Here is a 12,658-nt window from a genome sequence, read left to right as displayed (position 1 = left end):
ATGAGCCTGACTTCTTTTAGCCTCAATAACTTTCGTAATATTGAGGCTGCTACCTTAGCACCGGAAGCGATCAACATTATTTATGGTGAAAATGGCAGCGGTAAAACCAGTTTTTTAGAAGCCATTTATTTCCTTTCTCACGGACGTTCGTTCCGCACCAATAAGCACCGCAATGTGATCCGTAACGGGCAACCACAGTTTACCTTGCATGCAAAAAAGCGAAGTAACAACCTAACGATTCCCCTGGGCATACAAAAAAATGTTCAGGGTGAAACCCAGATTAAAATCCAGGGGAAGGCGAGTCGACGTATATCGGATTTGGCTCAAGTGTTGCCGGTCCAGGTCATTACCCCGGAAAGTTATTCCTTCTTTTTTGGTGGTCCCAAGGAACGCCGTGCTTTTATAGATTTAGGTGTGTTCCACGTGGAACAAGAGTTTTTTGTCCACTGGCAAAACTTTAATAAGGTGCTGAAACAACGCAATGCACTATTAAAAAATAAGCCCACCGAACTGCGCACCATGCTGCCGGTTTGGGACAAAGAATTCGTTCGCTTAGCCGAGAAAATTACCCAGCTAAGAGAGTCGTATATAGAGAGGTTTAAAGCGCTTTTTTTTGATAGACTGTGTACAGAATTAGAATTGCTAAACGACCTGGAAATTGATTTCAATTGGGGTTGGAAGCGTACTGAATCCCTCGCCGATGTACTGGCTCAAAACAGGGATGGTGACCTGATGCGGGGCTATACCAGCAAAGGGCCACACAAGGCCGATCTAACGATAAAAACATCTCTCGGCCCGGTAGAATCAGCCTTCTCGCGAGGGCAGTTAAAATTGCTTTTATATGCGCTCAAAGTAGCGCAAAATAGCTTAATAGAAAAAGAGACCGGAAAACAATCGATTCTGCTTATTGACGATTTACCCTCGGAACTAAGCGAAGATACCAAGAAGAAAGTCGGGCAACTGCTTTCTCGTTGTGATGCACAGATATTCATAACAACGATTGAATCCCAAAGTGTCTCCGCCGTGTTAGAGGCTTTGGCAAGGCCACAGGCTTTGTTCCACGTGAAACATGGCGAACTAATAACAAGATAAATGGAAACACCATGTCTGAAAATTACGATTCATCAAGTATTAAAGTACTTAAAGGACTAGACGCTGTACGGAAACGACCAGGAATGTACATTGGTGATACCGATGATGGCACCGGTTTACACCATATGGTATTCGAGGTGGTCGACAACTCAATCGATGAGGCGTTGGCGGGGTATTGTGACGATATTTACGTGACAATCCATACCGATGGTTCCGTGTCGGTGCGCGATAACGGCCGTGGTATTCCAACCGAGCTGCACCCGGAAGAAGGGGTGTCGGCCGCAGAAGTTATTATGACCGTGCTACACGCCGGCGGTAAGTTCGACGATAACTCTTATAAAGTATCCGGTGGTTTGCACGGTGTAGGTGTTTCGGTAGTAAACGCTCTATCTGAGAAGCTTGCGTTGGAAATTCGTCGTGACGGTAAATTACATAAGCAGACTTATTCAATGGGTGAGCCTGATGCACCGCTGGCTGTGATTGGCGAATCAGACTCTACCGGAACAGAAATTCGTTTCTGGCCTAGTTCACAGACCTTTAGTGACACCAATTTCCACTACGATATTTTGGCCAAGCGTCTGCGTGAGCTATCCTTCTTGAACTCAGGTGTGTCGATTATTTTGACCGATGAGCGTGAAGAAGATAAGCGCGACCACTTTAAATATGAAGGCGGTATCGAGGCCTTTGTAGCTTACCTAAACCGTAAGAAAACCCCTGTTCATCAAAATGTATTCCACTTCACCCATGAACGTGAAGAGGATGGCATTAGTGTTGAAGTGTCGATGCAGTGGAACGATGGCTTCCAGGAAAGCATCTTCTGTTTCACCAACAACATTCCACAACGTGATGGTGGTACTCACCTAGCTGGTTTCCGTGCGGCATTAACGCGTACGCTTAATAATTACATGGAAAAAGAGGGCTTTAATAAAAAGGCTAAAACGACAAGCAATGCAACGGGTGATGATGCTCGTGAAGGTTTGACCGCGGTTGTTAGCGTAAAAGTGCCTGATCCTAAGTTCTCTTCACAAACCAAGGATAAATTGGTTTCCAGTGAAGTGAAGACAGCGGTAGAGCAAGCCATGGGTGAAAAGCTTAGTGAATTCCTTTTGGAAAATCCAAGCGACGCGAAAATTGTGGTAGGCAAGATCATTGATGCTGCCCGTGCCCGTGAAGCGGCGCGTAAAGCCCGTGAAATGACGCGTCGTAAAGGCGCCATGGATTTAGCAGGCCTACCGGGTAAGCTGGCCGACTGTCAGGAAAAAGACCCGGCAGAATCTGAACTCTACATAGTGGAGGGTGACTCTGCGGGTGGTTCTGCCAAGCAGGGCCGTAACCGTAAGAATCAGGCCATCCTGCCGCTTAAAGGTAAAATTCTTAACGTAGAAAAAGCCCGTTTCGATAAGATGTTATCGTCACAGGAAGTAGCTACTCTGATCACCGCCTTGGGCTGTGGTATCGGTCGTGACGAGTATGATCCTGAGAAGCTTCGTTATCATCGCATCATTATCATGACCGATGCCGACGTCGATGGCTCGCACATTCGTACCTTGCTATTGACCTTCTTCTACCGTCAAATGCCGGAAATCATCGAGCGTGGCTATGTGTATATTGCTCAGCCGCCGCTATACAAGATTAAGAAAGGCAAGCAAGAGCGTTATATTAAAGACGATAACGCCTTGGTCGAGTACCTTACCTCATTAGCGCTAAATGGCTCAGCCCTTTACAGCAGCGAAGGAGCATCGGTTATCGAAGGGAATGCCCTGGAAAACCTGGTTCGTGATTACCAATCGACCGAAAAGGTTATCGAGCGCCTGGCCCGTAAATATCCATCGGCCATGATGCACAGTCTAATTTATCGCGATTGCATCAGCGAAGGCGATTTAGGCGAAGAGGCCAAGGTACAGCAGTGGACTCAGGCATTGGTTGACGATTTAGTTGTTCGCGACGAAGATGCGGCCATCTACAGCGCCCACACGCATTTCGACGATGAGCGTAAGCTGTATTACCCCATGGTGAATATTCGTCAGCACGGTGTGGACAAGCAGTATGTGCTTAACCATGACTTCCTGACGTCTAAAGATTACCAACGTATCTGCGTTACCGGAGAGAAGGTGGGTAACCTTATTGGCGCCGGTGCTTACGTACAACGTGGCGAGAAAACTCAGCCGGTCGACAGCTTTGTTGAGGCACTAGACTGGTTGATCAGCGATTCGAAGAAAGGCTTGTATACGCAGCGATATAAAGGATTGGGTGAGATGAACCCGGACCAGCTGTGGGAAACCACCATGGACCCTGCGGCACGTCGTATGCTGCGCGTTACCATTGAAGATGCCATCGCCGCCGACCAATTGTTTGCGACCCTAATGGGCGACCAGGTTGAGCCGCGCCGTGAGTTCATCGAGCAGAACGCTCTGCGTGTGGTTAACCTAGACGTATAATGTCAATCGATACTAATCAATAGGCATAAAAAAGCCCTCGCAATCGCGGGGGCTTTTTATTTCACTTAGTTCACAACAATTTTAGAGATGTAGGATAGAATCTGCATTGCCGTCAGGATCGTTGATGGCTTGACCATCTGTACCCGGGTTACCATTACGCATCATGATCACTGCACATGCAGCCGGAGACGCCATAGAGGTACCTGACATGGTTGTTGTGCCACCACCAGAACGAGTAGATAGAATGCTTACACCTGGTGCCGCATAGTCTACCGGTGGGTTACCATAGTTGCTGAAGCTAGCGAAGTTATCGCTGCTGTCGGTCGCTGAAATGGTAAACACGCGAGGGTGTGATGCACTGGCAGGAGACACGTTACCCGCATGCTGGCTTTCGTTACCTGCAGCAACCACGAAGAATGCACCCGATTGCTGAGCAGCATTTTCAACGGCATCATTCAGGTCTTGGTTAAAACCACCACCCAAACTCATGTTCGCACAGTCACCAGCAGACGCATTGGCGGCAACGTGATCAACACCGGCTAATACGCCAGACCAGCTACCTGAACCACGTGCGTCCAATACTTTTACCGGGATAACGGTTGCACCGGCAGCAACACCAACAACATCCTGCTGGTTATTTAGCGCAGCAATAGTACCGGCAACATGGGTACCGTGACCATTACCGTCGTCCATACCGGCATTACGGCCGCTGGTGAAGGCGCTAAAGCCACGGCTAGCATCAACGTTTAGGTCACCATGGTCTAGATCGATACCGGTATCAATAACCCAAGCGGTATAGCCCGAACCGTCTACTGGACCACCTACACGGGTGACACTCCAAGGAGTTTGTTGACCTTGGCTGCCACCGCCGCCACCAGGCTTACCCTGTTGTGCTGAAGGTGAAGCATAGGCGATACCGTCAGGAGTAAAGTGCATGATGTCCGCTTCGTCTGCAAACACGCTTTTCGCTTTATCACAGCTCATGTTAATAGCCATACCTTTTATGGCATTACTATAAATGTGCTTAGCTTGAGACTGAGATTTCATTAGCATGCCGCGGGCCTTGCCCTCGACATCAAACTTAGAAACGCTGTCGTTAAAGCGAACAATACAGGTATTTGCAATTTCAAGCTCGGCAGCCATGCCCGCGTGATCGGGAGCGGGTTGGGCATTTGCGAAGCCTGTTGATGCAGCTAAAACAGCTGTTGCGATGAGAGTTTTGTTCATTGGTTTAACCTTTATAATCGTTATTATTAAAATGGTGTCTTTTAACACCAGGTTAACAATTTAGGACAGTTTGCAAAAAAAGCAACTGTTTCAAATAGAAAATACGAAAAGGGTATTAGATAAAGATTAAAAAATGCGTGTTTTAAGAGTGTTGAAAATGATGAATGCAGAAGATTTATCAAGGCCGCTCTGTAGCCAATAAAAAGAAACTGCTTAAAACAAGGCGGTGCAAGGGGTATACTGTGCGCAATAAAACCGCACTCTAAGCAGCAGAATTTTACGTCATTATGCAAAAATACGACTTACAAACTTTTCAGGGCCTGATCCTTGCGCTTCAGGATTATTGGGCACAGCAAGGCTGTGTTATTGCTCAGCCGCTCGATCTCGAAGTAGGCGCCGGCACCTTCCATCCGCTTACGTTCTTAAAAGCCGTCGGCCCAGAGCCGATGTCGAGTGCTTACGTACAGCCCTGCCGCCGCCCAACCGATGGCCGTTATGGTGAAAACCCGAACCGTTTGCAACATTACTATCAATTCCAGGTGGTGTTAAAACCTTCTCCGGATAACATTCAGGAGCTTTACCTGGGTTCGCTTGCGGCCATGGGCATCGACACATTGAAACACGAAGTACGTTTCGTGGAAGACAACTGGGAATCACCAACATTGGGTGCCTGGGGTCTAGGTTGGGAAGTGTGGCTAAATGGCATGGAAGTGACTCAGTTCACTTATTTCCAGCAGGTGGGCGGTCTTGAGTGTGCGCCGGTGACCGGCGAGATCACTTATGGTCTTGAGCGTTTAGCCATGTATATTCAAGGCGTAGACAGCATCTATGACCTGGTTTGGACGGATGGTCCTATGGGCAAGGTGACTTATGGCGACGTATTCCACCAAAACGAAGTTGAGCAATCGAAATACAACTTTGAATACGCCGACGTAGACGCGCTGTTTAAGCAATTTGATCAGTGTGAAAAAGAAAGCCAGAAGCTTATTGAAGCAAATTTACCGCTGCCGGCCTACGAGCAAGTAATGAAGGCGTCTCATGCGTTTAACCTGTTAGATGCGCGTCACGCTATTTCTGTAACAGAGCGTCAGCGCTACATTCTGCGTGTACGTGCTCTGTCTAAAGCCTGTGCTGAAAGTTACTACGCGGCGCGTGAAGCGCTTGGCTTCCCGCTGTGTAAGGATTAAGAATTACCATGTTAAAGCAAAATTTATTAGTAGAAATCGGTACCGAAGAACTACCGCCGAAATCATTGCGTGCCCTGGCCGAGGCTTTCGCAGACGGCCTGAAGGCACAATTAGAAGATCTGGCCCTGGCACATGACGGGGTGCAATGGTACGCCTCACCACGTCGCTTAGGCTTAATGGTGCTACAACTTGATGGCAAGCAGGCTGATAAGGTAGTCGAAAAGCGTGGTCCTGCGATCCAGGCGGCATTTGATGCCGATGGCAACCCGACCAAAGCGGCAATGGGCTGGGCCCGTGGTTGTGGTATCGAGGTGAGCGAAGCGGGTCGTCATGTCACCGATAAAGGCGAGTGGCTGCTACATAAGGCCGAGGTTGCCGGTCAACCGGTTCAGGAATTGATCGTAGCCGCGGTGAATGCGGCACTGGCAAAACTACCTATTCCTAAGCCAATGCGTTGGGGCGCCAACAAGACACAGTTTATCCGTCCTGTGCACACGGCCACGGTATTTTACGGCGATAGCCTGATTGCCGGCGAGATCTTGGGTAAGCAGGTTACTAACCAGCTGCAGGGACACCGTTTCCATCACCCGGAAAAGGTCACCATCAACAATGCCAATGAAGCGCTAGAGCAGTTGAAGAAAGCTTATGTTATTGCCGATTACGACACTCGTAAGGCAATGATCCGCAATCAAATCGAAGCGGCGGCAGCTAAACTAGGTGCGGTTGTAGCCATGGACGAAGACTTGCTTGAGGAAGTGACCTCCCTAGTAGAATGGCCGGTGACCTTAACGGCATCATTTGAAGAAAGCTTCCTAGAAGTGCCTGATGAAGCCTTGATCTACACCATGAAGGACGACCAAAAGTACTTCCCGCTGTTAGACCAAGACGGCAAGCTGATCAACAAATTCCTGTTTGTTTCGAACATTGAAAGTAAAGACCCAAGTGTGGTCATTGCCGGTAACGAAAAGGTGGTTCGTCCACGTCTTGCCGATGCACAGTTTTTCTTTGAAACGGATAAAAAGAAAACGCTGGAAAGCCGTTTGGAGTCACTGGGTACGGTATTGTTCCAAAAGCAACTGGGTACGCTTAAAGACAAGTCCGAGCGTATTAGCGCGCTTTCCGGTTATATCGCCGAGCAGCTGGGCGCAGATAAGGCCCTGGCCGAGCGTGCGGGTCTATTGAGTAAGACCGACCTGATGACCGAAATGGTGATGGAATTCACCGATGTGCAGGGCGTGATGGGTATGCACTACGCGCGCTTTGACGGTGAAGACGAAGCCGTGGCCCTGGCCATGAACGAACAGTATATGCCGCGCTTTGCCGGTGATGCCTTGCCACACAGCGAGATCAGCTGTGCCGTGGCCTTGGCGGATAAGTTCGATACCCTGGTTGGTATTTTCGGCATTGGTCAGGCCCCTAAAGGCGACAAAGACCCGTTTGCACTGCGCCGCGCCGCTATCGGTGCCTTGCGCATCATGGTTGAAAAGCAACTACCTTTGGATGTGCTTGATATCGTTGCGAAAGCGAAAACCTTATTCGGCGATAAGTTAAGCAATGAACAAGTTGCCGAAGATGTGTTTGAGTTCCTACTGGGTCGCTTCCGCGCCTGGTATCAGGAGCAGGGCATTGAAGTGGATGTGATCCAAGCGGTATTGGCGCGTCGTCCTTCGAAGCCACTGGACTTTGACCTGCGCGTTAAAGCGGTAAGCCACTTCCGTACGCTTGAGCCGGCAGAAGCGCTAGCGGCCGCCAACAAGCGTGTTGGTAACATCCTGAGCAAAAATGACGTGCATGAAAGCGGAGCGATTGAGCAAAGCCTACTGCAAGAAGCGCCCGAGCAAGCACTGGCACAAGAAGTAGCGGCCTATCAGGCCAAACTTGCGCCTTTATATGAGCAAGGCGATTACCAGCAAGCGCTAAGCGAGCTGGCCAATATTCGCCAAAGCGTTGATGCCTTCTTCGATAATGTCATGGTCATGGCGGACGACGAAGCAATTAAACGCAATCGTCTGGCGCTATTGTCACAACTGCAGGATCTGTTCTTACAGGTTGCCGACATCTCGGTACTGCAAAAATAGTGAATATTTCTCACATTCATGACAAAAGCCAGCATTTAGCTGGCTTTTTTATTGAAGCTAATGCACTAATTTCTTAGACTGATGAAAAGTGCGTCAAATTTGGAAACAATAACAATGAAGACAAAACTCTCCCTCGTTTTAGCCACATTATTTTTAGGTGCGTGTTCAAGCACGGTCACCTTAGACGACATAGTGCCGGTTGAAGAAGTGCAAAAACCCCTGTATCTGCGTGGCGACTTCTCGTTATGGGATGCACAGCCGGAATATCAAATGGTGAAGGTGGCGCCGGCCATTTATGAAACCAAGATCAAGCTATCGACTCCCGGTAAAGCCTATGAATTTAAAATCGCCGATGCCGATTGGAGTGAAAATTATAACTGTGGTTATTTAGACGAAGGTCTGGATAAGCAATTGGAAATTGGCCTGCCGGTTCAAGCGGACTGTAACAGCGTATATAACTACTTTAGCTTTACCCCTGCGGAAGAGGGCTGGTACAAGGTATCTATTAACTTCTCACGCTTTAGCAAGCCATTGGTAACCATTAATCAGGTCTTTGATTAAAGACCTTTTTTGATCAGGTACTGATAAGGTAATTGCTCTGTTTGCTGGGCCACCAAGGTGTGGTCCATAAAGCGGCAAAACTTTGGAATATCGCGGGTCGTCGATGAGTCATCGGCGATAATAAGCAAGGTTTCACCATTATTCATTTTGCGCACCGTACCGCGCACCATCATAACGGGTTCCGGGCAGCGTAAACCAAGGGCGTCAAGAACGTGATCGGCGGTATCAAAGGTCATAAATGAGTGCTCGTGTATAAAACGCCCATTTTACCCAAAGTCGCGGCAAGAAAAAAGGCGGGAGCATAAAGCTGAACCCGCCTTTTTATCACCAAGATTTAAGTAACCTGGACTTGTGATAACAACTTGCTTTCTAGCTGCTGTTTTTTCTTACTACCGCGTTAAATTTGTTTGCAATAGAGCTTCTATTGCCGCACAAATTTGCCTTGTATTAATCAAAACATCTAGCTAGAAAAATTTGACCTCAAGTTAGTTATTTTTAAAGCATATTAGCGAACTTCTTAACCCAAGTTCAGGTTATTTACGGACGTTCAAAGACCGTGGCAATACCCTGGCCAAGGCCTATACACATGGTAGCTAAACCGTATTTGGCATCTTTGTCTTCCATGATATTGATTAGCGTCGTACTGATACGTGAGCCGGAGCAACCCAGTGGGTGACCCAAGGCAATAGCACCGCCGTTGAGGTTAACTTTTTCGTCTACCTTATCCAGCAAGCCAAGATCTTTCAGTACAGGTAAAGACTGAGCGGCAAAGGCTTCATTCAGTTCGGCCACATCGATGTCATCGATAGTCAGACCGGCCATTTGCAATGCCTTCTTACTGGCTGGTACAGGGCCATAACCCATGATGGAAGGATCGCAGCCCGCCACCGCCATCGACTTCACATAGGCACGGATCGGCAAGCCCAGCTCTTTGGCCTTGTCTTCACTCATGACCAACATGGCCGAGGCACCGTCAGACAGGGCCGAAGAGGTCCCCGCGGTCACACTGCCTGATGCTGGGTTAAATACAGGACGAAGCTGAGACAAGCCTTCCACCGTGGTTTCCGGGCGGATAACTTCATCGTCCTCAACCAAGGTCAGAGCACCGTTTTCGTCGTGACCTTCCATTGGCAGGATTTCTGATTTGAAGCGACCCTCAACCGTTGCCGCGTGCGCGCGCTGGTGAGAGCGAGCACCGAATTCGTCCTGCTGCTGACGACTGATGCCGTGTAGGGTAGCCAGGTATTCGGCGGTTAGACCCATCACTCCAGCCGCTTGAGCAACGGATGTTGCCAGGCCAGGGTGGAAGTCGTTGCCGTGCGTCATAGGCACGTGACCCATGTGTTCTACACCACCGATTAGGTAGGTGTCACCGGCGCCGGTCATAATGGCGCGGGCTGCGTCATGGAGCGCCTGCATGGATGAACCACACAAGCGGTTTACCGTCACGGCTGGCACGGTGTGAGGAATACCGGCAAGCAGGGCGGCATTACGGCCCACGTTAAAGCCTTGCTCTAGCGTTTGCTGCACACAGCCCCAATAAATATCGTCAATCGAAGCCGGGTCAACCGCCGGGTTGCGCTCCAGTAAGCCCTTCATCAAGTGTGCACTGAGATCTTCGGCTCGTTTATGACGGAATACACCGTTTTTAGAACGGCCCATGGGCGTACGAATACAATCTACAATAACAACCTTATTCATGATTATTGTCCCTCCACTTGATAAAACACACGGCCTTGTTCAGCCCATTGACGGGTTTCGTCTGAAACCTGGTAAATAGCACCTAGGTGCGCGTACTTATCGGCTGCCGCCACAAAGTTGGCTAGGCCAATTTGGTCTAGGTAACGGAATACACCGCCTCTAAACGGAGGGAAACCGATGCCGTACACCAGCGCCATGTCGGCTTCTTGTGGTGACGCAACAATGTTTTCCTGTAGACAAAGCAGTACTTCGTTGATCATCGGAATCATACAGCGGTCGATGATCTCTTGTTTATCCAACTCTTTTTCGCCATCGAACAGCGGCGCAATAAGCTCTAGGGCTTGCGCATCCTGGCTCTTCTTCAAGCGGCCACGGCGATCCGGGGCATAGCTGTAGAAGCCTTTACCATTTTTCTGACCAAAGCGTTCGGCATTGGCCATAATGGTAACCGGGTCTTTTTCCTGACGCGCCATACGCTCAGGGAAGCCATCGGCCATCACGCCGGTACAGTGGAAGGCGGTATCGATACCAACAACATCAAGCAGGTAAGCGGGGCCCATAGGCCAGCCAAAGATGTTTTCCATCACCTTATCAATTTTAACGAAACTGACGCCTTCGCTGACCATCTTGCTGAAACCGGCGAAGTAGGGGAATAGCACGCGGTTTACAAAGAAGCCCGGGCAGTCATTGACGACGATAGGCGATTTACCCAGCTTAAGGGCGTAGTCGACAACGGCGTTAACGGTTTCTTGAGAGGTCTTTTCACCGCGAATAATCTCTACCAGCGGCATGCGAGGTACCGGATTGAAGAAGTGCATACCACAGAATTTTTCTGGTTTATCAAGCGCTGTCGCCAGTTCGTCGATGCGAATGGTTGAGGTATTAGAAGTCAGTACCGTGCCTTCGGGCATGGACTTTTCGAGGTCACTTAAGACCGCTTTTTTCACATTCGAGTTTTCAACAACTGCTTCGACGACGATATCGGCGGCTTGCACATCGGCATCATTCAAGGTCGGCTTGATTTTACCTAGTACGCCAACCATCTTGTCCATGCTCATATGGCCGCGTTTTACCTTCTTACCAAGTAGCTTAGCGGCTTCTCCCATACCAAGATCCAAGGCACCTTGGTTGATGTCCTTCATGATAATGGGGGTGCCTTTGTAGGCCGATTGATAGGCGATACCACCACCCATAATGCCGGCACCTAGTACGGCGGCTTGATTAATTTGGGTGTCGCTGCCTTTGGCCAGCTTCTTGGCCTTGCCTTTAATATATTGGTCGGCGAGGAAGATACCGGTGAGCGCCGCCGCTTCTTGGGTTTTAGCTAATTTAGCGAAGTTGGCGTTTTCCAATGCCATGGCTTCATCGCGACTCATATTCGCTGCTGCCTTGATGGTTCTAACCGCCATCACAGGGGCTGGGTAATGACCCTTTGTTTTGCCCATCACCAGGCCTTCGGCCATCGCAAAGCTCATGCCTTGCTCTACCTTGTTCATCTTTAGTGGCGCTTGCTTTTGCGCTCGGCGTTGCTGCCAATCCAGCTTACCGGCAATGGCTTGTTCTAGCATGCTGATACTGGAATCCAGTAATTTGTCAGCGGCCACCACGGCGTCGACGGCACCCACTTTTAGGGCATCGTTAGCGCGGTTTTCCTGTCCCGTGGTGATCCAGGTCATGGCGTTATCAGCGCCGATTAAGCGAGGTAAACGTACAGTACCCCCAAAGCCCGGCATGATACCCAGTTTCGTTTCAGGCAAGCCGATTTTGGCGGTTTCGCTGGCAACACGGAAATCGGTTGCCAGGATCCACTCGCAACCACCACCGAGAGCCATGCCATTGACGGCGCACAGGGTTGGAAAAGGTAAATCTTCTAAGGCATCGAATACGTCGGTGGCATTCTTAATCCAGCCAACCAGTTCTTCTTCTGGGCGCTGGAAAGTGGGTAGGAATTCGAAAATGTCGGCGCCAACGATAAAGTGATCTTTGTCACTGGTAAACACCATACCTTTGATGTCGTCGCGTTGGGCTAATTCTTTAATTGCCTGATGGCAATCACTCAGGGTTTGCTGAGATAGCTTGTTTACTGAACCGGGTACAGTGAACTTAAACTCAGCAATTTGGTCCTTTATAAAAGAAACTACAAAGGAATCGCTCTGAAATATCATGGGTATCTCCCTTTGTTTCACATGAAACTGGTACGATGAGTTAAATTTAAATCAGTGTCGCGCCTTTAATCGCAAAATGCAATGAAAATTTAAGCTTAAAATTTACATACGGTTAAAGTTAGCTCAAAAAATAGATGCGACCAAAACACGCCAGAATGCGGTTGGCATAGGTCAAAAGTCTGGCATTTATGTAGTACAGTTAATGAGAG

General features: G+C 49.0%; 9 protein-coding genes. 5 read left to right on the top strand and 4 right to left on the bottom strand.

What is annotated here, in order from left to right; all coding sequences use genetic code 11:
- Complete coding sequence (gene recF, locus KD147_RS04470; RefSeq protein WP_105253372.1) at positions 1-1,092, top strand: DNA replication/repair protein RecF; 1,092 nt, start codon at positions 1-3, stop codon at positions 1,090-1,092.
- Positions 1,093-1,103: 11 nt separating this feature from the next.
- Positions 1,104-3,530 (top strand): DNA topoisomerase (ATP-hydrolyzing) subunit B, encoded by a 2,427-nt coding sequence (gene gyrB, locus KD147_RS04465; protein WP_212547061.1) that lies wholly within the window; start codon positions 1,104-1,106, stop codon positions 3,528-3,530.
- Between the two features lie 81 nt (positions 3,531-3,611).
- Here gyrB and KD147_RS04460 read toward each other — a convergent pair whose 3' ends face one another.
- A complete protein-coding gene (locus KD147_RS04460) occupies positions 3,612-4,757 on the bottom strand; it encodes a S8 family serine peptidase (protein WP_105253370.1) in 1,146 nt (381 codons plus the stop codon).
- A gap of 287 nt (positions 4,758-5,044) precedes the next feature.
- On the opposite strand from KD147_RS04460, the gene glyQ reads away from it, so the two are divergent.
- From glyQ to KD147_RS04445, 3 genes are all read left to right on the top strand, one after another.
- A complete protein-coding gene (glyQ, locus tag KD147_RS04455; RefSeq protein WP_105188756.1) occupies positions 5,045-5,944 on the top strand; it encodes a glycine--tRNA ligase subunit alpha in 900 nt (299 codons plus the stop codon).
- Between the two features lie 8 nt (positions 5,945-5,952).
- On the top strand, positions 5,953-8,022 hold the full coding sequence (gene glyS / locus KD147_RS04450) for a glycine--tRNA ligase subunit beta (RefSeq protein ID WP_212547060.1): 2,070 nt from the start codon (positions 5,953-5,955) through the stop codon (positions 8,020-8,022).
- 114 nt (positions 8,023-8,136) lie between these two features.
- Positions 8,137-8,583 carry an early set domain-containing protein gene (locus tag KD147_RS04445; protein ID WP_212547059.1) on the top strand — a complete coding sequence of 149 codons (447 nt, stop codon included), beginning with the start codon at positions 8,137-8,139 and terminating at the stop codon, positions 8,581-8,583.
- Here KD147_RS04445 and tusA read toward each other — a convergent pair.
- The 3 genes from tusA to fadB all read right to left on the bottom strand — a co-directional run bounded on the left by tusA (position 8,580) and on the right by fadB (position 12,449).
- Complete coding sequence (gene tusA / locus KD147_RS04440) at positions 8,580-8,819, bottom strand: sulfurtransferase TusA (protein ID WP_212547058.1); 240 nt, start codon at positions 8,817-8,819, stop codon at positions 8,580-8,582. The two genes, KD147_RS04445 and tusA, sit on opposite strands and share 4 nt — an antisense overlap.
- 301 nt (positions 8,820-9,120) lie before the next feature.
- Positions 9,121-10,284 (bottom strand): acetyl-CoA C-acyltransferase FadA, encoded by a 1,164-nt coding sequence (fadA, locus tag KD147_RS04435; protein WP_212547057.1) that lies wholly within the window; start codon positions 10,282-10,284, stop codon positions 9,121-9,123.
- A gap of 2 nt (positions 10,285-10,286) precedes the next feature.
- Complete coding sequence (gene fadB, locus KD147_RS04430; RefSeq protein WP_105253367.1) at positions 10,287-12,449, bottom strand: fatty acid oxidation complex subunit alpha FadB; 2,163 nt, start codon at positions 12,447-12,449, stop codon at positions 10,287-10,289.
- Between the last annotated feature and the right edge of the window lie 209 nt (positions 12,450-12,658).

The sequence above is a fragment of the Pseudoalteromonas sp. BDTF-M6 genome (assembly GCF_018334135.1).
GTDB lineage: Bacteria > Pseudomonadota > Gammaproteobacteria > Enterobacterales > Alteromonadaceae > Pseudoalteromonas.
This window is presented reverse-complemented; position numbering and strand designations above follow the sequence as displayed.